The organism is Microcystis sp. LE19-84.1B, assembly GCF_027531875.1.
Taxonomy (GTDB): Bacteria; Cyanobacteriota; Cyanobacteriia; order Cyanobacteriales; family Microcystaceae; genus Microcystis; species Microcystis panniformis.
On record NZ_JAPZSR010000373.1, the window covers coordinates 1 to 18,164 of the forward strand.

The window sequence follows — 18,164 nt, forward strand, 5'->3', positions numbered from 1 at the left end:
AAAACCGAGAATCCTGTTTATCACCTGTTCCGATTCCCGTATCGATCCTAACCTAATTACCCAAGCGGAGGTGGGGGAATTATTCGTAATTCGTAATGCGGGAAATATAATTCCTCCCTACGGAGCAACCAATGGTGGTGAAGGTGCATCTATAGAATATGCTATCAACGCTCTCGGCATCGAGCAAGTGATTATCTGCGGTCACTCCCATTGTGGAGCGATGAAAGGTTTGTTAAAATTGCAGAGTCTGGCCGATGAAATGCCTTTAGTTTACAATTGGTTAAAACAAGCAGAAGCTACTCGACGTTTAGTTAAGGATAATTACAAGGAACTAGAAGGAGAAGAACTGATCGAGGTGACAGTAGCAGAAAATGTTCTCAATCAGTTAAGTAATTTGCAAAGCTATCCAATTATTCGTTCCCGATTACATCAGGGTAAATTATCTCTACACGGTTGGATTTTTCGGATTGAAACCGGCGAAATTTTAGCCTACGATCCTATCCTACACGATTTTGTCGCTCCCCATAGTAAAATTACCCATCCCCAAGCAGAAGACAATTTACCCCCTAGTCGTCACCTTCCCAATAGTCATCCCTTCAAGATTTCTGAGGATTATATCAGGACTCATGCGGACTTAAAACAAGCGAATCCTGCGGTTAATACTGTGGCCAAAAAGAATGGCTCCTCCACCCAAAAACCGGGCTATACTTATTTAGAACCCTCCCAAGCCGATCGCATTTATCGCGGTTCGAGAAGTTAATTAGGGATTAGAGAAATTCTCTAGAGATGTACTTATTACCGTCTCTAGAGTGGCAGTTAATGGCAAGAGCCTTCGCAGGTAATCCGGGACAATCAGCCTGACATCTGGTGACAGCATCGGCAAGTCAGCAACGCTTACTGTTAGGAAAGCTAATAGCTATTGCTTTTTACTCAAAAAATATGGTATGATAGAAAATTGTCAGTTTTACGGAAGCCGATGAAAACGGAAGAGATTATCAAATCAATCGAAGCCGAGTATCTCAAGAGCGATCTGCCCATTATCCATGTCGGTGACACGATCCGGGTAGGGGTGCGAATCGTCGAAGGAGATAAAGAGCGGATTCAGCCCTACGAGGGTATTGTCATCGCCAAACGCCATGGCGGTATCAACGAAACGATTACAGTACGCAAAGTCTTCCAGGGTGTGGGAGTAGAAAGAGTCTTCCTGCTCCACTCGCCGCGGGTTGCCAGTATCAAGATCATCCGTCGTGGTAAAGTACGTCGGGCGAAACTATACTATCTGCGCGATCGGGTTGGCAAAGCCACCAGGGTACAAGAACGTTTTGATCGCCCTCTCTAAAAAATTTCCGGCGACAGCCTAACCAAGAAAGTTGCACAATCGCCAACAACTACGCTATAATGAATGAAGGCCTTAAAAAAGCCAAACAGTTTAGCGAATGGGCGCTCTTAGTTCAGTTGGTAGAACGCAGGTCTCCAAAACCTGATGTCGGGGGTTCAAGTCCTCCAGGGCGCGTTTGGTAATCACCAAGCCGATAACTGCAAAGGACATAATCTAAATGTCTGGGGGTTAGTGTGGGTTGTCCGGTGAAAATGATAAGTTAAGGATAGCTTGAGTATCATTTTAAGGAGTAGCGATCGTGGCCAAAAAAGAAACCCTAGAAAAAGACACGAGCGACAAGAAAGAGGGAAGCTCCTTTCAGGTCAAGGAATTCGTCAATGAAACCAAAGAAGAACTCGCCAAAGTCGTCTGGCCTTCCCGTCAGCAACTTTTGAGCGAATCGGCGGCCGTGATGTTAATGGTGACTTTGGTAGCCACTCTCATCTATCTGATTGATAAATTCTTTGCCTGGGGTGCGGGGAAGGTGTTCCCATGAATCTAGAAGAAGAGCAGTTTCCCGAAGAAGTCAATCTCAGCGGCCTACCGAAAAAACCCCGTTGGTATGCCGTGCAGGTGGCTTCCGGTTGTGAGAAACGGGTCAAAGCCAATTTGGAACAGCGCATCCACACCCTCGATGTGGCCGATCGCATTCTACAAGTCCAGATTCCCCAAGCGGCCACCGTCAAAGTCCGCAAGGATGGTTCACGGCAACACGGTGAGGAAAAAGTCTTCCCCGGTTATGTCCTGATCAGAATGATCATGGATGATGACGCTTGGCAGGTGGTCAAAAACACCCCCCACGTGATCAACTTTGTTGGGGCCGAACAAAAGCGCCACTACGGACGCGGCCGCGGTCACGTCACCCCGCTACCCTTGAGTATGTCAGAAGTCGATCGCATATTCAAACAAGCTGAGATTCAAGAACCTGTCGTCAAAATCAATATGGAAGTTGGCGATCAAATCTTGGTTCTATCCGGTCCATTTAAGGACTTTGAAGGGGAAGTGATCGAAGTTAGTCCCGAGCGCGGCAAACTCAAGGCCCTGCTCTCCATTTTTGGTCGGGATACCCCGGTCGAATTGGAATTTAATCAAGTCGAAAAACAAAACTAAATCATGGCTAAAAAAGTCGTCGCAATTATTAAACTAGCTTTACCTGCCGGTAAGGCTAACCCTGCTCCTCCAGTCGGTCCTGCTTTAGGTCAACACGGGGTGAATATTATGGCGTTTTGTAAAGATTACAACGCTAAAACCGCCGATCAGGCCGGCATGATCATCCCTGTGGAAATCTCCGTTTTTGAGGATCGGAGTTTTACCTTTGTCCTCAAAACTCCCCCCGCTTCCGTTCTCATCCGCAAGGCGGCCGGTGTGGAAAGAGGTTCCAACGAACCCAACAAGAAATTTGTCGCCACCATTACCCGCGACCAATTACGGGAAATCGCCCAGACTAAACTGCCCGATCTTAACGCTAACGACATCGAAGCGGCCATGAATATTGTGGCGGGAACGGCCAAAAATATGGGTGTCAAGATCTCAGACTAAATCTTATTACGGGGAGAAGTTAAGCTTCGTTATTACCCAAGGAGCAACAAATCAGATGGTAAAAAAAGTTTCACGACGTTTGCGAGATGCCCAGGCTAAGGTAGAAAATAAAGCCTACGAGCCATTAGAAGCACTGACATTATTAAAGGAATTAGCGACGGCGAAATTCGACGAAACCGCCGAAGCTCATATTCGTTTAGGTATCGATCCTAAATATACCGACCAACAACTGCGGACAACGGTAAGTTTACCCAAAGGAACCGGACGCACGGTGCGAGTAGCGGTGATTACTCGCGGGGAAAAGGTACAGGAAGCGAACAACGCCGGGGCCGATATCGTTGGTTCAGAAGAATTAATCGAAGAAATCGCCAAGGGGATGATGGATTTCGAGGTGTTAATCGCCACCCCCGATATGATGCCGAAAGTGGCGAAATTAGGTCGTCAACTCGGTCCACGGGGTTTAATGCCTTCACCGAAAGGGGGAACCGTAACCACGGATTTAACGGGAGCAATCTCTGAGTTTAAAGCGGGTAAATTGGAATTCCGGGCCGATCGCACCGGGATCGTTCACGTTCAATTTGGCAAAGCTTCTTTTAGCGCCGAGGATCTGTTAATCAATTTGAAAGCTTTGCAGGAAACGGTGGACAGAAACCGTCCTTCTGGAGCCAAAGGTCGTTACTGGCGTACAGTTTACGTTTCTTCCTCCATGGGTCCATCGATTCAAGTGGACATTAGCACCCTGCGGGATCTGAAATTAGCAGAAGGTTAATGACAGTTATTTTTCTTTGAAAAAGCCTCCAAGGGATTGGGGGCGTTTTTTTGGGATTTTATCGAAAATTTGGGTCTAAAACCCCGTCCTTTAGCGTAGCGAAGGACGGCTTGACATTGTTGCTCACATAGCTTACCATAGTAAATGTAGTTTGGTAAGCAAAATGCTAAAAGCGTTCAAGTACAGAATCTATCCGACCAGTGAGCAATCCGTTTTGCTTGCCAAGTCGTTTGGCTGTGCTAGATGGTTTTACAATTACGCTCTCAACTTAACATCCGAAACTTACAAGCAAACTGGAAAAGGATTAAGCAGAAACGAAATAATTAAGCTGCTGCCTTCCTTAAAAAAAGAGTATGAGTGGTTAAGCGAAGTACCATCGCAGGTATTACAGCAAGCCGCTTTAAATCTTTCTAGTGCTTTCCTTAACTTTTTTGAAGGTAGAGCTAAATATCCTAACTTCAAGAAAAAGCAAAATAAACAGTCGATTAGATTTCCTCAGCACTGTAAGTTAAAAGATGATGTTCTGGTATTGCCTAAAATTGGTGAAGTTCATTGCCAAGTCTCACGGCAACCAGAGGGAACCTTAAAGTCTGTTACGGTTTCAGTTAATCCATCGGGAGAATATTTCGCATCTTGTCTTTATGATGATGGTCAGGATTTACCCCAAAAATCATCAGAAGGAAAAGCTGTTGGGATAGACGTTGGACTAACCCATTTTGCTATTACATCAGATGGGACTAAACACGGGAATCCTAAATACTATCGTAAGTACGAACAAAGATTAGCGAGGAGACAAAAGAAACTAAGCCGCAAACAAAAAGGCTCTAACAACCGAAATAAAGCTAGAATTAAAGTTGCTAAAGTTCACTATAAAATTGTTCGTTGTCGTGAAGATTTTCTACATAAGCTAAGTCGTAAATTAGTTGACGAAAACCAAGTCATAGTGGTAGAAAATCTGGCAGTTAGAAACATGGTCAAAAACCCAAAACTAGCAAAGTCAATCAGTGATGCTGGTTGGGGGCAATTCTGCACTATGTTGAAGTACAAGGCTGAATGGGATGGAAAAACCTACATCGAAGTAGATAGATTCTTTCCTAGTTCCAAGACCTGTAGTAACTGCTTAAACCGTGTTGATAGTTTGAGCTTAGATATTCGTAGCTGGCAATGCCCTAAATGTGGAGAAAACCACGATAGGGACATCAACGCCGCTAAGAATATTCGAGATGAAGGTTTACGAATATTGGCGGTAGGGCATACCGCTACTGCTTCAGGAGGGAGAGTAAGACCGAGTAAAAGCACTGCTTTTGCAAGGCATCTCCCCGTGAATGAAGAATCCCCACGCCTTTAGGCAACGGGAGTGTCAACTATTCTAAGATCATTGATTTTCATTTTTGGGTTCTTCTATAATCAATACAGCCTGATATTGTCCTTCTTTTAAATTTGAAGGAACTTGTACGGTTAATTGACCCTCATTGTTAACGAATGCTGCAACTTCAATGGTTTTCATGTTAACATATCTCTCTTCATTTTCTGCTATAATCTTAATGGTAGAAGTATCCTTATCTGCTAAAGACTGAGCATACTTTCCTCTCACTGCACTTTTTAAATGAGATTCCGTTAAAACCTCAGAATAATCATCTAACATTTCGTCATCTTTGAGGGGATTATTGATTACTTTGTTCGTAGATTTTTCTTTCATGTTTAGTTACTCTCCTAGCACTAATGATTCTGATGTTTCCTTGTCTTTCAGTATGAACAACTAAAAGCAAGCGGTTTTGACTAGAATAACCAATTGTCAAAAAACGATCTTCTAAGATTGAATGAGTGGGATCATCTAAAGTCAAAGAATAGGTATCTTCAAAGACAGTTTTAGCCTCATTAAAAGAAATATCATGTTTTCTCAGATTTGTCTTAGCTTTGTCTTCATCCCATTCAAAATTAGTCGTCATTATCTTAATTATAGACAATAAATAAAATAAGGTGGTAAAAAAATCCCCCACCTTACTATGGTAAACCTTATCCTTTCGGGATCGCTCTATGATTAGCAACAGGATTAGAACAAAAGAAACAAAAACAAGAACCTTAAGTAGGTAGGCGTTAAAAATTATCAGACATCCCCCTTATCAAGGGTAAGGTTGATTCATGAATCAACCCTACCTTATCAAGGGGGGTAGGGGGGATCGAACCTAAAATCCATTTTTAATTTAATTATAACCAGCTACTTATGCTTGATTCAGATTGGGAAACCACAAAAGCAGCAAGAACAACCACAGACGACCAAAACAAGAACGAACTGAACAATTAATGAGTGCTTATTTCCCTCATCTTTCTGGTGCAATTGATTGGGACTGCTGGGCCGATCGCACCGGGATCGTTCACGTTCAATTTGCTAAAACTTCCAAAGGCATCCAAGGGATTGGGGGTGTTTTTTTTGGCTTGATCGCCCGATTGATATAAAATCAAAGGGCTACACTCAAGATTAATCGCTTGAATTATTCTCTTGTATCTGTTCTTAAAGCCAGCGTGTGGATTGTAGATTCCCCTAATACCCGTATTTTAGCCCCTAGTGCGATCGCACTAGGTAACTTTGATGGTTTGCACCTAGGTCATCAAACCGTCCTACAGCCAATTTTTCAGGATGAACCCGCTTATCCCACCGTTGTTAGTTTTACTCCCCACCCGCGGGAATTTTTTACGGGGGAAAAATGGCAGTTATTAACTCCTCTAGGGGAAAAGGTGGAGGTTTTAGAGAATTTAGGCGTTAAACAATTAGTTTTACTGCCTTTTTCTGCTCAATTAGCTTCCCTGACACCCTTGGCTTTTATCGAACAGATTTTAGTAGCAAAATTACAGGCTAAATCGATCAGTGTTGGTCAAGATTTCCGCTTCGGTTATCGTCGTCAAGGTACAGCCGAAGATTTATTACAGATCGCCTCTCAATTTAACATTAAAGTCGAGATTGTTGCTTTAAAAAACTGTGGGACGGGTCGAATTAGTAGTTCCCTAATTCGTCAAGCTTTGGCAGCAGGAAACGTTGAGCAAGCCGGACAAATGTTAGGTCGTCCCTACAGTTTAACCGGTCGCGTGGTCATCGGGCAACAACTGGGCAGACAATTAGGTTTTCATACCGCTAATCTACAGGTTCCCCCCGATAAATTATTGCCGCGATTGGGGGTTTATTGCGGTTGGGTGCATCTCGATGCTTCTCGCTTACCGGCAGTTATGAACATCGGTTATCGTCCCACGATCGAGGGAAAAACTATCAGTGTGGAAATCCATTTATTGGATTGGTCGGGAAATGTATATGATCGCATTTTAACGATGGATTTAGTGCAATTCCTGCGACCAGAACAGAAATTTAATTCTCTCGATCGATTAAAAAATCAGATCGAGATAGACTGTGATCGCTCTCGGTTAATTCTAACTTCTGTCACCGACAACTCCTAATATTTTTGGTATTCTCTTTCCACTTTACCCACCGCTTTCAATAAAGGAGAATCAAGGGAATCGATCCAATCAGCTACTTCTCGCGCTAATCCTAGGGTAACAATGCCTTGAGACGGTGGTAATTGACCAGCTAAAGCCTGACTTTTGATGGTTTTCAGGACAGAAATTAAACCCTCAATCCGAGTCGATCTTTCTGTTTTACGCATCTGTTCGGCCACGGTAATAGCTTGGTCAATTGATTGAATTAATTCCCTCATGTTCGTTTCCATAATATTCTAGCGACAGGAAAGAGATGTAACCGTTATTGCTCGCCCCTCTCCCCATTGTATATTGGCATCTCGCGAGTCTTTAATAAAAGTTTGCTGACCACCACCGGGATAACAATCAGCCGGATTCTGGGGGGCGACAATTCCTTGATAAACCGTTGTTCCCGCAGGTAAAGTCACCGATATTACTTTGGTCGCTTGATTGGGAGGAATCCACTTTTGATCGAGGGCTAAATTTCTGATCACCTCCACATTGGTGGTATATTGATCCGTGGTCAGAAAACGACCTTTTTTGTAATTTTCGTCACTATAATAACGGAAAAAAGTCTGGGGTTTTTCTAGGGTAACTGCCTGACATTCACTATTGCGAAAAGTGATGGCAATATCTGGAGGGAGGGGACAGGAAGGGGCCTGATCTTGAGCCAATACTTTCTGAGAATTGAAAGTAAAATTTTTGGGTAAACTATTGGTTAATGTACTGGCCGCAATTCCTAAAACAAGACTAAAAACGAGCGAACGGGCTTTCATCTTCATCGATTAAGAGAAATTCTCCTCGATTTTATCAGACTGAACCGACTGAAAATCTTGATTTCGCCCACTGGCAACAATTCTTAACTAATTTTCTCCCTGTTCGCCACCCTAACCCTGATTAGCTCCCTAGGAGAAAATTTCCCGCCATTGTCTGTCAACTTTCCTCCCTAGTGTGGGCAAATTAGGAAAAGAATCGTTAAGATAAAAAAACTTAACATTAATCTTCTTGACAAAATACCCCATTTGTGCTATGAGAGACTCTATTGATATTTTGATGGAAAATTTGAGCCAGAGCATCGTCGGCCAAACCGAATCGATTCGCATTGTGCTGGTGGCTTTACTCAGTGGTGGCCACGCTCTCCTGGAAGATGTACCCGGAGTCGGCAAAACTCTCTTAGCTAAATCCTTAGCGCGTTCAATTAACGGTCGTTTCCAACGGGTACAATGCACCCCCGACCTCCTTCCTAGTGATATTACGGGAACGACGATTTGGAACCCCAACAGTCGCGAATTTGAATTTATCCCCGGCCCCGCTTTTGCTAACGTCCTCTTGGCCGATGAAATCAACCGGGCCACCCCGCGCACTCAATCGGCACTTCTAGAAGTCATGGAAGAAAAACAAGTTACCATCGACGGAGAAGCGCGGCCGGTCCCCCAACCCTTCTTTGTGATCGCCACCCAAAATCCGATCGAATATCAAGGCACTTTTCCGCTTCCAGAAGCGCAAATGGACCGTTTTGCCGTTTGCCTGAGTTTGGGTTATCCCAGCGCCACAGAAGAATTAGAAATGTTACAAAGACAGCATTCTCAAGAGACGGTTAAATCCCTAGAAGCTTGTATTTCCCTAGAACAGGTGGGAGAATTGCAAAGATTAGTCAGTCTAGTCCGGGTAGCTCCTGCTTTACAGCAATATATCGTCGATTTAGTCCGCGCTACCCGTGATCACGAAGATATTAGTTTAGGAGTCAGTCCCCGGGGTTGTGTGGTTTTGCAAAAAGCAGTTCAAGCTTACGCTTTCCTCGAAGGTCGCGATTATGCTATCCCCGATGATGTTAAGTTAATTACTCCCTACGTCTTCTGCCATCGTCTGATTCCTAGTCACGGTCATCAAGCTAAAGCTATCGTGGAAAGACTTCTACAATCGGTGGCGATCGAGGATCGCATCTGTGCTTAAGTAGGGAGGCACAATTATTTGTAGGATGGGTTAGCGGTAGCGTAACCCATGCGGGCGTTGGGTTTCATGCTTCAACCCAACCTACGTTCATCTTATATTTAATTCCACCCACCTACTTAAATTTCAGTTATCGATGAACGGTAAGTTACAGGGTATTCCTAAATTCGGCCAAATTGGTAGAGCCGATCTATTAATTGCTAGTATTGCCTTAGCTCACTAAAGGCTGGAGTAAAAATATTTTGAACGTGCTTCTGTTTTTACTTTTTTTGACCATCTTTCCATGCCAGAACAGTAATCAAAACGGAGGAAGCAGGAAGCCCTCGCTTTTAGGGATGGGTATGTCACAAAGCTTCCCCTAAAAAATTCAACAAACGGTGAGTTTTCCCAGCGTCCCCCCTATTCTGAAAAAACTCACCAGAAGCCTTTATCTCGCCCCTCACACCTTATCGAATCGGTCTCCTATCCGAACTGTCCGGTATCGACCCATTCATTCTTGATTAGCGACCACCAATCAGTTGCCAGACCATCGAGGACGTATTTGTAGGGCAGCCAGCCGTAGCCAGCGCTTCCCCAGGCATTCCCCCAGGAGTTGCGAATCAGCAAGGCACCAGTGGTTTCAATGCCACCCGCATTGGTGTTCTTGATCTTGAGGTTGTCGTCGTAACCAACTGCGTCAATGGCGTGACCGCCGAGAACTCTCTCGCCCCGAGTCGGGTAAGGAATCTTGCCGGTCGTGTTGCCCTGACTGATAGAACTGTAAACAGTAAAGCCAAACATCGAGGGCAGACCTTTCGACAAGTCGGTTTTAATCCGAGCTAACAGTGCGTCCCTTGCCGTCCCGGGCGGATCGAGGCGGTAGTAGGAAATCGCCTGATAGCTTTGGGCAAAAGCGTAGCAGAATGCCGACGGCTCTTTGTCAAAATCAGCGATATTGTAGGGATAGTATTCTTCTGGTGGTACGCCAAACAAGGTGAGGGCGTACATTGTTGAGCGCAAGAAGGCTCCCGTATCCCCCGTCCAGTGCAACAAGTTGCGCGTCACTTTGTAGAGAAAGAGTCTGGAAGCATCGAGGTGTTTGCCAAAAGCTCGCCGCTCAAAATACTCCACCAGTCCGACACCGGCGTGGGCGGTACAAGAACCGATAGTTTGTTGATCCTCCATGGGGGAACACCACGGCCTCAAGTCCACGCTGGCTGGCAGCGCTGCTGGGGCAGATGTCGTTGCTCCCACTTTGGCCAGCATTTGCTTGACAGATGGCTGTCCCAAAGCTTGCAGTTTGGACGGTACGCGTTCAGATTGAAAAGTGACATCACGAATATCGGGATAGTCAGGCAACCATCCCATTGCGGGAATTACAAATGTTTCACTCATTTTTCCTTTCCTCCTAAGTCGTTGCTCACTAGCCCTTGGCTATCTGAGAAGCCTTTACTCTCGGACTTGGAGCCTGACAGTAAATCGTTCGACAATTGACGGTTCTCCTTGCCACTCCCGCCAAAGCTTAAGCCTTAGTTGGTCTATCCCAGCCCGTTGCACTTTAAAGGTCAGGATTCTCTGACCGCCCCCGCCGACTCTCGACTCCCCAGCAGGTACATACTCAGAGGCCTGCAGCTTCACTAAATCGCTCCCGACACCATCGACCGCCCACTGAAAGCCAGTGGTAGGATTCTCGTCGAGGGACACTAGCAGCAGGTCGTTGACCTGTATGGTGATGGATTTGCCGTTGTCAGCGCGAGTAAGGGTTAGCATTGTATCTTGACCGTTCCCTCCTTTCGGGTTCCACTCTGTCGCCCCACAGCCCTGGGAAAAGACCGGGGAAAGCACGAGGATTAGAGTTATGACAATCGCAACGGCCCACTTAAGAGAACGATCCATTATTTTCCTCCCTCGTCTCTATAACGGCCACAGGGATTTACTCTCGTTATTGCAGTTGGGAAATCGCGCCAAGCGCAGAACAAACTGGGAAACGATCTAATTTAATTATCTCTTGCTTTGGCCACCGAGAGATGGTAGGATGGAAAATTTGTGATTTTTCTTAATAATCCCCCTCGCCTACGCCTACACGAGCTTCAAATACCCTTCAGAGCAGTCCTATCCGTAATTTGAAATAACTCCTCAATGCTCCCCCATTTCGCCCCCCTAGAGGAGAGAATTGCCGCGCTCAAAACCTCTAGCCGGGGAATAACAACGACTAGCAATTAAACCCAAAACTAACCACCAGAGGGTACTAACTTGGGGACGATACCAAACTGTATCAAAGAAACCGTGGGCGAGAATTCCAGCCATAGCGGCAATTGCCCCGATTAACCAAAAGCCTTGACTATCCATTTTATTGCGTAAAAGTTTAATTTGATGGATGCCTTGGCCGATAGTTGTAACTAATAACCAGAGGAAACAGGTAAAACCAATGATTCCCGTTTCTACCATGATTTCTAATACCACAGAATAGGCACTTAAAGCCGTGTATTTTGGCTTCATGAATAGGGGGTAAATTTTCTTAAAAGCATCATTACCCGGTCCGATGCCCAAAAGCGGATAAGTTTGAATCATGCGGATAACTGCATCCCAAACATTAATCCGAAAGTTATTACTACTATCTCCTCGGCCCGCGAAAATACTCATCACCCGAATTCGCAGCGGCTCCACCAATAAAATCGCCCCTAAAACCACCACGGCTAAACCCCCTAAAACTAAGGGTAAAAGCCAGGTTTGCCAAAATAACGGTAGATAATTTTTGAACCAATAAAATAATAGCAATAAGAAGACAATTCCTAAGACCATCAAACCAATCCAACCGCCACGACTCTCGGTAAAAAATAAACAAGCGGCATTGGCTAAAGTTAATAAAGCCGCTAAAATTTTCGGTAGCCATCCCTGCCACACAAATAATGCCGCACCGCTAAAAGCAATACCAGGGAATAAATAACTAGCTAATAAATTAGGATTACCGAGATAACTATAAACCCTAGTATCCCCCGCTAATTCTGAAGTGGGATCGTTCCAAGTTGCTAACTGTTCCGCGCCAAAAATTTGCTGACGAATGCCGTAAACGCTCACTGCTAAAGCGGTTAAAACTAAAGTAGTCAGAATCCAATTTGTTAGGCGTGGCGATCGCATAATTCGGGCAGTAAAAGCAAAAAAGATCAGATTGAGAGTTAATTTAATTAATCCTTCCAAAGCTGCGGTTTTAACGGGAGAAAAAGCCGTAGAAACCGTGGCAATTCCCCAGTATAAAAGCACTAAAATGTGAATCGGTGTCACCCCGATTTTGCCTTCATCCACAAGGGTTAACAGTAGCCAATAACCGGCTATTGCTAACAATAAAAAACCGATTTGACTGGTGGAGAAAAACGGCGCAGTGGCGATAAGAAGAGAGATTAACAGCGCACCCATCATTTCTGTCCACTCCACAAACCGGCTACCCTGTCGCCATTGACTAAAAAGGCCGACGAAACGATGCAGATAGCTATATTTTGACCAAGAAGCGGGGGAAAAGTTCAGTAGGGTGATTTGTTTCCAAAAAGCATTCATAGGGTTTTTAGTTGCGGTTGTCACCGGCAAACTTTGATTAAGATACCGATTGTATCTTAATTGTTGACTCTTGGGAGCGAAAAGAGTTTCAGTCCGGTGTCTTAGGGCAGCTTCACACAGTCAAAACCTAATAGCATAACCAGTCTAAGCATGGGGTGAACGTAAAGCTTGACCTAAACGAGTTAAGCCTTGGGAACAGTCAAAACGATCGAGATGTACTTCAATAAATGATAGGCGATCGATGTTACCCTGGGCAATTGATAAAGCCTTTTCTAATTCCCCTTCTGTCCTGACTTGACAACTCCAACTTTCCCCGTTAAATACTGCTGGTAATTGATGATATTTCCACGGTTGTAGATCATTATAAATATTATCCTGAATTACCCGCTCGATCGTGTAACCATCGTTATTAATTAAAAAGATAATTGGATTGAGATGGTGACGGATAATTGTCGAAAGTTCTTGGGCGGTCATTTGAAAAGCACCATCACCCACAAAGACGATAGGACGAGTATTTGGTGCGGCAAAAGCTACTCCTAAACAGGCGGGAATTGAATAACCAATAGAGAGATAAAATGCTTGACCAATAAAGTCAGTTTGTTGGGGCATTAATAAATCAATTGTGGCAATAATTGCATCCCCTGTATCGGAAATAACAAAAGATTCTTGAGCAATAAAATGATTCATTCGCTCATAAAAACGAGCATTAGTTAATTTTTGCTCCGGCACGGCTATGAATTCTAAATTCTTCAATTCGGCCGCGGGTTTAATCTCTAGTGTAGCCGCTTCTTTGTGACTTAGCTTATCAATTAAACCATCGATAAAATCCCCTAGGAATACCGGTTGATAAAAGTGATGTTTAATTTTTACTTTCTCGGAATTGGCATTAATCAAATTAGTGGGATTTAAATTAGCCGTAAATCCCCCTAAATTCATATCGGACATGATCGCCCCTAAACAGAGGACACAATCGGCATTTTCCACCCGTTGACTAACGTATTCGCGACTTAATGCTCCCACATAAGTGCCGATAAATTGCGGCTGCATTTCCGAAATTGACGACTTACCTAAAATAGTGGTAGCTAAGGGATAACCCGTTACTTCTAAAAGTTTCAGCAACTTATCTTGGAGTTTAAACCGATGGAATTCTACCCCCGCTAAAATAATTGGTTTTTCCGCTTTTTCTAATAAAAAAACCGCTTCTTCAATGGCTTCTTCTAAAGCGGCGGTATCCGTAAGATTATCGGTTAAATAAATTGGATTTTCTGAGGGGATACAGGGACGATAGACCAGATCCCGGGGAATTTCGATATACACGGGACGTTTGTGATGCAAACAAGCTGCTAAAGTTTGATCGATTTGACTGGCAGCTTGGGCGGAATTAGTGAGAATAACCGAGGCAACCGTGGCTTTTTCCATGATCGAAAATTGCAGATTATAATCGCCCGTGGTGTGGTGTAATAATAAATTATCCCGGCGAATCGAGCGATCGGAAGCCCCACTAATTACCACCAGGGGAACTCTTTCAGCGTAAGCACCGACCACAGCATTAACGAGGCTAAATCCCCCGACTCCGTAGGTGACACAGACAGCACCCATACCTTTAACTCGCGCGTAGGCATCGGCGGCATAACCTGCGTTAAGCTCATTACAGGTGCAAACTAATTCGATCGGACTTTTCAGCAAAACATCCATCAAATCGAGGACATAATCCCCCGGCACCCCAAAAATATGATCAACCCCTAAATTATGGAGACGCTGGCATAAATATTCGCCGATCGTGATCATAGCAATTTTCTCCCCTGTGTTGGCACTTTCACGCCGATCATAGCGATTTTTTAAAAAATAGGCTAATGTCCAGTAATGAACTAGAAAGTAAAAATCAGCAGACTTTAATTAGGGTTTGCTGAATAAATCTAAAAACCTTGTTGGATAATATCTTTAGGCTTTTTTGAAATCAAAAAGTGCTAGTCCTTGGAGTGATCGGGGAGGAAATTTAGGCACTTTTTCCCGGAAAATTAGGTAAGTAGGGAGGCACAATTATTTGTAGGATGGGTTAGCGGTAGCGTAAACTATGCGGGCGTTGGGTTTCATGCTTCAACCCAACCTACGTTCATCTTATATTTAATTCCACCCACCCACTTAATTGACCCCCTGAAAATGGGTAAAACCCCACACCCCACACCCTGCCCCCACGAAAAACTTTTTCCGCAGACTCCAATTATATCTAGCGCTGGTGATCAATGCTATAGTATAAAATCTGGGGTTTTTCTCTTGGGTATAAAAAATATCTGCGGCACTTTTTCAGGTATAATTGTTACAGGAGATTTCCTAAAACTTTCAACTTAACTAAGGCTGAATATTAATGATTTTTACTGAATTAGTTTTGCAAAATTTCGGTCCCTACGCCGGTCGTCAAGTGATTAATTTACGTCCCGAAAAAGATAACAATCCCTGTCCGATTATCCTTTTGGGAGGCATGAATGGGGGCGGTAAAACTACTTTAATGGATGCGATTCGTTTGGCTTTGTACGGTGCGCGGGCGAAGTGTTCTACTCGCAATAATTTAAGTTATGCCGAGTTTCTTAGTCAAGCAGTTAATAATCAAGCTTCCCTCATCGATCAAGCTAGAATTGAACTGGCTTTTGAACATCTAGTTAATGAACAATGGCGACAATATCGTATCGTTAGATACTGGACAAAACAGCCTAAAGATGGTAAGGATACCCTCGGTATTTTAGATGAAGATTGGCCCGATCCTGCCTTAGCTAACACTTGGGATGAATATATTGAAACTTTATTACCTTTGGGTATTTCTAACCTCTTTTTATTTGATGGGGAACAGGTAAAAGAATTGGCAGAACAGGATGTACCTCCTGACAGCGTTAAGGATTCGATGCAGACTTTATTAGGGTTAGAATTAGCGGAAAGATTAGCCGTTGATCTCGATATTTTAGCTAGTCGCAAGCGCCGGTTACTAGCAGCAGAAAATGAACTGGCAACTATTGAAGCGATCGAAAAAAAATTAGCCCAGTACCAAGAAGATTTAGAATTGGCTCGGCAAGAGATGGAAACTCAGCAAAAAAATTTAGATTTGGTTAGAAATGATTTTGATGCAGTCTCGGATAAATTTCGCATTGATGGCGGCAAAATTGCCGCCGAAAGAAGTCAATTAGAGAGCAGAAAAAAGGATTTAGATAAAAAGTTAGATAAACAGAGAGAATATTTAGGTCAATTGGCGGGAGAGTTATTACCATTAAAGTTAATTTTCCCTCTCCTAGAAGCCGCTAAAATTCAGGGAGAAAAAGAGCTAAAATTTCAATCAGCTAAAGTCGCTCAATCGGTTTTAGAGTCCAGAGATAAAAAGTTACTGGCTTATTTAAAACAACTGAATTTAACTTTAGAACAATTAGAGAATATTAGGGAATTTTTACAGCAAGAAAATCAGTGTTTAGCTGAGGATAACGATTCTTTCGTTACTTCTTACTTAGATTTAGACGAGGAAGCGATCGAGTTATTAAATCGAGTCTTAACCCATCAATTACCGGCACAAATTAACCTCGCTCATCAAGCAATAGAACAATTAAGAAATCTGGAAGCTGACTTAGATAATTTAGAGCGAGAATTAGCAGTAGCAGCCTCTCCCGAAGAATACGAAACCCTGAGTAATAACTTAAAAACCGCTCAGAAAAAGTATCTAAATGCTCAAGCGGAATACGAGCAAAGCCACAAAAATTATGAGGAAATCAAAAAGAAAATTGAGAAAACGAAAAAAGAATTATTTGCCTATAGTGAGAAAGCTTTAGAATCGCAAAGTAACGAACATATCGTTAATGCTATTGTCAAAGCACAGCAAACTTTAAAAGTATTTAAGGAACGCTTAACTTTAAAAAAATTAAATAGATTAGAGGGAGAAGTGGCGGAATGTTTTCGTTATTTATTGCATAAGTCCGATCTGGTGCAGAAAATAGCGATCGATGCTGATACTTTTGGTCTATCTCTCTTTGGTCCCGATGGACAAAATGTGCCTAAACACCGTCTTTCTGCCGGAGAAAAACAACTATTAGCGATCGCTTTTTTGTGGGGATTAGCGCGAGTCTCCGGACGAGATTTACCTATCGCTATCGATACACCCCTCGGACGTTTAGATTCTTCCCATCGCCATAATTTAGTTGAACGTTATTTTCCCGCCGCTTCCTCTCAAGTCATCCTCCTCTCTACCGATACAGAAATTGGAGAAAATGAGCTACTCTTATTAGAAGAACAGGAAGTAATCGCCAGAAAATACCTGCTAGAATACAATTCCCAACAACGTCAAACCACTATTCACCCCGACCGCTACTTTTGGTAAGATTATGACCGAGATAAATTCCCAAAAAATCCTCCCCCAATTAACTCAACACCAATCAACCAGTCACCCAACTAGAGGAAACCTTGCTTGCCGATATTCACTCCTACGAGAACTTAAAAAATAGTTTAGCGGCAGCCGATGGGTTTGAGACAGACTTGAATCAGTTCACTGATTACTGATTACTGATCACTGATCACTGATCACTGATTACTGATCACTGATCACTGATCACTGAAAAAAAGCTCCCCACTTCCCATTATCCTATTAAACAGGATTGAGAATGAATAACTATTTTATCATCAGTCAGAGCGAGGTAAAATTATAGATTATGGAATCACCTATCGAACGTTTTCGACTATCTCAAACCGCCAAAGATAGCCTCATAAAATTAAAACGCTACACCAAAATTGACCAATGGAATATCCTCTGTCGTTGGGCTTTTTGTCGTTCCCTTGCCGAACCGAGTCTCCCCTCTCCCGTTCCCATTCCTGCCGATAGCAATGTAGAATTATCCTGGAAAGTATTCGGGGGAGAAATGGCCGATATTTTCTTAATTGCCCTCAAACAACGTTGTCATCAAGACGGATTAGGAACCGATAAAGAAACCCTAACTCAACAATTTCGCTTACATTTACATCGCGGGATCGGTTATCTTGCTGGGGATACCAAGCTAAAGAAAATCGATAATTTAATCGAATTAGAGAGAGAAAGTCTCAGAGAATCTTAATCAAGAATGCTCTGTTTTCAGGGTGAGCGCATCTCAAACGCTATCGACAATTGGCCAATTTTGTGATAGTATTTAAAAAGGGGGCGACTATCGGGGGATAAGAAAAAATGGAAAATTTAATCAAGGAAGCACTAAGCCATCGAGCAATTAATCACCCCTATTTACTTGCTTTAGAAAAAGGAGAATTCCAACCTACTGATGAAGTTCTCAAAGACTTTGCCAGTCAATACGGAGCTTATAGTGACTGGTTTTACCATTATTCAGCAAACCCTGACCAACTCACTCCAGTTACTCTAGCAATTCCTCGTCAAGAAATTCGTTCGAGCAAGAGTTGATCAATTAATTGTTTGGTTTCGTCAGAGACGGTTTTATTAGTGGGATTGATCACAAACGGTTGACCACATTCTTTACCTTGACGTTTGGGTTTTCCCTTAGGAATAGAACCATTCTTGAT

The 18,164-nt window shown here is 43.3% G+C and carries 20 protein-coding genes, 1 tRNA gene and 2 pseudogenes; 14 read left to right on the plus strand and 9 right to left on the minus strand.

The window, feature by feature from the left end:
* The 8 genes from O9324_RS21000 to tnpB all read left to right on the plus strand — a co-directional run.
* Nucleotides 1–760 (plus strand): carbonic anhydrase (locus tag O9324_RS21000; protein ID WP_287633369.1); only part of this gene is annotated, 760 nt, incomplete at its 5' end.
* Nucleotides 761–976: 216 nt separating this feature from the next.
* Nucleotides 977–1,339, plus strand: coding sequence for a 50S ribosomal protein L19 (gene rplS / locus O9324_RS21005; protein ID WP_002738040.1), 363 nt, complete (start codon nt 977–979; stop codon nt 1,337–1,339).
* 101 nt (nt 1,340–1,440) lie between these two features.
* Nucleotides 1,441–1,513: transfer RNA gene (locus tag O9324_RS21010), tRNA-Trp, on the plus strand.
* Nucleotides 1,514–1,637: 124 nt separating this feature from the next.
* The gene (gene secE / locus O9324_RS21015; RefSeq protein WP_002765998.1) at nt 1,638–1,874 is read left to right on the plus strand and encodes a preprotein translocase subunit SecE; all 237 of its coding nucleotides are present in this window, start codon (nt 1,638–1,640) and stop codon (nt 1,872–1,874) included.
* Nucleotides 1,871–2,488 (plus strand): transcription termination/antitermination protein NusG, encoded by a 618-nt coding sequence (gene nusG / locus O9324_RS21020; protein WP_287630563.1) that lies wholly within the window; start codon nt 1,871–1,873, stop codon nt 2,486–2,488. The genes secE and nusG overlap by 4 nt, the downstream gene beginning before the upstream one ends.
* A 3-nt stretch (nt 2,489–2,491) precedes the next feature.
* Nucleotides 2,492–2,917: a 50S ribosomal protein L11 gene (gene rplK / locus O9324_RS21025; protein ID WP_002765994.1), complete on the plus strand. Its 426-nt coding sequence runs from the start codon at nt 2,492–2,494 to the stop codon at nt 2,915–2,917.
* A gap of 55 nt (nt 2,918–2,972) precedes the next feature.
* Nucleotides 2,973–3,686, plus strand: a complete 714-nt coding sequence (gene rplA / locus O9324_RS21030; RefSeq protein WP_287630562.1) for a 50S ribosomal protein L1 — start codon at nt 2,973–2,975, stop codon at nt 3,684–3,686.
* Between the two features lie 163 nt (nt 3,687–3,849).
* Nucleotides 3,850–5,034 carry an IS200/IS605 family element RNA-guided endonuclease TnpB gene (gene tnpB / locus O9324_RS21035; protein WP_288141214.1) on the plus strand — a complete coding sequence of 395 codons (1,185 nt, stop codon included), beginning with the start codon at nt 3,850–3,852 and terminating at the stop codon, nt 5,032–5,034.
* A gap of 27 nt (nt 5,035–5,061) precedes the next feature.
* On the opposite strand, the gene O9324_RS21040 is transcribed toward tnpB, so the two are convergent.
* On the minus strand, nt 5,062–5,385 hold the full coding sequence (locus tag O9324_RS21040) for a hypothetical protein (RefSeq protein WP_287630560.1): 324 nt from the start codon (nt 5,383–5,385) through the stop codon (nt 5,062–5,064).
* Nucleotides 5,351–5,635: a BrnT family toxin gene (locus tag O9324_RS21045; RefSeq protein ID WP_287630559.1), complete on the minus strand. Its 285-nt coding sequence runs from the start codon at nt 5,633–5,635 to the stop codon at nt 5,351–5,353. Before O9324_RS21045 ends, O9324_RS21040 begins: the two co-directional genes overlap by 35 nt.
* A 355-nt stretch (nt 5,636–5,990) precedes the next feature.
* Between O9324_RS21045 and O9324_RS21050 the strand changes: the two genes are divergently transcribed.
* The gene (locus O9324_RS21050) at nt 5,991–6,143 is read left to right on the plus strand and encodes a hypothetical protein (RefSeq protein WP_288141215.1); all 153 of its coding nucleotides are present in this window, start codon (nt 5,991–5,993) and stop codon (nt 6,141–6,143) included.
* Nucleotides 6,144–6,209: 66 nt separating this feature from the next.
* Nucleotides 6,210–7,133: a bifunctional riboflavin kinase/FAD synthetase gene (locus O9324_RS21055; RefSeq protein WP_288141216.1), complete on the plus strand. Its 924-nt coding sequence runs from the start codon at nt 6,210–6,212 to the stop codon at nt 7,131–7,133.
* Here the strand turns inward: O9324_RS21055 and O9324_RS21060 are convergent.
* Nucleotides 7,130–7,402 (minus strand): hypothetical protein, encoded by a 273-nt coding sequence (locus tag O9324_RS21060; protein WP_002761130.1) that lies wholly within the window; start codon nt 7,400–7,402, stop codon nt 7,130–7,132. The genes O9324_RS21055 and O9324_RS21060 overlap by 4 nt on opposite strands.
* Nucleotides 7,403–7,408: 6 nt before the next feature.
* Entirely contained in the window at nt 7,409–7,927 is a 519-nt protein-coding gene (locus O9324_RS21065) for a hypothetical protein (protein WP_288141217.1), read from the minus strand.
* A 253-nt stretch (nt 7,928–8,180) separates the two neighbouring features.
* Here O9324_RS21065 and O9324_RS21070 point away from each other — a divergent pair, with 253 nt between their 5' ends.
* Nucleotides 8,181–9,104 (plus strand): AAA family ATPase, encoded by a 924-nt coding sequence (locus O9324_RS21070; protein ID WP_288141218.1) that lies wholly within the window; start codon nt 8,181–8,183, stop codon nt 9,102–9,104.
* Nucleotides 9,105–9,563: 459 nt separating this feature from the next.
* Here O9324_RS21070 and O9324_RS21075 read toward each other — a convergent pair whose 3' ends face one another.
* From O9324_RS21075 to O9324_RS21090, 4 genes are all read right to left on the minus strand, one after another.
* Nucleotides 9,564–10,475: a C1 family peptidase gene (locus tag O9324_RS21075; RefSeq protein ID WP_288141219.1), complete on the minus strand. Its 912-nt coding sequence runs from the start codon at nt 10,473–10,475 to the stop codon at nt 9,564–9,566.
* A gap of 54 nt (nt 10,476–10,529) precedes the next feature.
* A complete protein-coding gene (locus O9324_RS21080; RefSeq protein WP_288141220.1) occupies nt 10,530–10,850 on the minus strand; it encodes a protease inhibitor I42 family protein in 321 nt (106 codons plus the stop codon).
* 390 nt (nt 10,851–11,240) lie between these two features.
* Complete coding sequence (locus O9324_RS21085) at nt 11,241–12,632, minus strand: IctB family putative bicarbonate transporter (protein WP_288141221.1); 1,392 nt, start codon at nt 12,630–12,632, stop codon at nt 11,241–11,243.
* Nucleotides 12,633–12,776: 144 nt separating this feature from the next.
* Nucleotides 12,777–14,420 (minus strand): alpha-keto acid decarboxylase family protein, encoded by a 1,644-nt coding sequence (locus O9324_RS21090; RefSeq protein ID WP_288141222.1) that lies wholly within the window; start codon nt 14,418–14,420, stop codon nt 12,777–12,779.
* Nucleotides 14,421–14,997: 577 nt separating this feature from the next.
* Here O9324_RS21090 and dndD point away from each other — a divergent pair.
* The 3 genes and pseudogenes from dndD to O9324_RS21105 all read left to right on the plus strand — a co-directional run.
* Entirely contained in the window at nt 14,998–16,983 is a 1,986-nt protein-coding gene (gene dndD, locus O9324_RS21095; protein ID WP_288141223.1) for a DNA sulfur modification protein DndD, read from the plus strand.
* A 328-nt stretch (nt 16,984–17,311) separates the two neighbouring features.
* Entirely contained in the window at nt 17,312–17,710 is a 399-nt protein-coding gene (gene dndE / locus O9324_RS21100) for a DNA sulfur modification protein DndE (RefSeq protein ID WP_002765973.1), read from the plus strand.
* A 107-nt stretch (nt 17,711–17,817) separates the two neighbouring features.
* Nucleotides 17,818–17,970: pseudogene (locus O9324_RS21105) on the plus strand (cupin domain-containing protein); the annotation flags it as partial.
* A gap of 36 nt (nt 17,971–18,006) precedes the next feature.
* Here O9324_RS21105 and O9324_RS21110 read toward each other — a convergent pair.
* Nucleotides 18,007–18,164, minus strand: a pseudogene (locus O9324_RS21110) (ISNCY family transposase); the annotation flags it as partial.

Bases quoted from the DNA above. Each gene is read 5' to 3' on its own strand.
- rplS (WP_002738040.1), top strand. From the start codon at position 977: ATGAAAACGGAAGAGATTATCAAATCAATCGAAGCCGAGTATCTCAAG.
- nusG (WP_287630563.1), top strand. From the start codon at position 1,871: ATGAATCTAGAAGAAGAGCAGTTTCCCGAAGAAGTCAATCTCAGCGGC.
- rplK (WP_002765994.1), top strand. From the start codon at position 2,492: ATGGCTAAAAAAGTCGTCGCAATTATTAAACTAGCTTTACCTGCCGGT.
- rplA (WP_287630562.1), top strand. From the start codon at position 2,973: ATGGTAAAAAAAGTTTCACGACGTTTGCGAGATGCCCAGGCTAAGGTA.
- tnpB (WP_288141214.1), top strand. From the start codon at position 3,850: ATGCTAAAAGCGTTCAAGTACAGAATCTATCCGACCAGTGAGCAATCC.
- O9324_RS21040 (WP_287630560.1), bottom strand. From the start codon at position 5,385: ATGAAAGAAAAATCTACGAACAAAGTAATCAATAATCCCCTCAAAGAT.
- O9324_RS21045 (WP_287630559.1), bottom strand. From the start codon at position 5,635: ATGACGACTAATTTTGAATGGGATGAAGACAAAGCTAAGACAAATCTG.
- O9324_RS21050 (WP_288141215.1), top strand. From the start codon at position 5,991: ATGAGTGCTTATTTCCCTCATCTTTCTGGTGCAATTGATTGGGACTGC.
- O9324_RS21060 (WP_002761130.1), bottom strand. From the start codon at position 7,402: ATGGAAACGAACATGAGGGAATTAATTCAATCAATTGACCAAGCTATT.
- O9324_RS21065 (WP_288141217.1), bottom strand. From the start codon at position 7,927: ATGAAAGCCCGTTCGCTCGTTTTTAGTCTTGTTTTAGGAATTGCGGCC.
- O9324_RS21070 (WP_288141218.1), top strand. From the start codon at position 8,181: ATGAGAGACTCTATTGATATTTTGATGGAAAATTTGAGCCAGAGCATC.
- O9324_RS21075 (WP_288141219.1), bottom strand. From the start codon at position 10,475: ATGAGTGAAACATTTGTAATTCCCGCAATGGGATGGTTGCCTGACTAT.
- O9324_RS21080 (WP_288141220.1), bottom strand. From the start codon at position 10,850: ATGCTAACCCTTACTCGCGCTGACAACGGCAAATCCATCACCATACAG.
- O9324_RS21085 (WP_288141221.1), bottom strand. From the start codon at position 12,632: ATGAATGCTTTTTGGAAACAAATCACCCTACTGAACTTTTCCCCCGCT.
- O9324_RS21090 (WP_288141222.1), bottom strand. From the start codon at position 14,420: ATGATCACGATCGGCGAATATTTATGCCAGCGTCTCCATAATTTAGGG.
- dndD (WP_288141223.1), top strand. From the start codon at position 14,998: ATGATTTTTACTGAATTAGTTTTGCAAAATTTCGGTCCCTACGCCGGT.
- dndE (WP_002765973.1), top strand. From the start codon at position 17,312: ATGGAATCACCTATCGAACGTTTTCGACTATCTCAAACCGCCAAAGAT.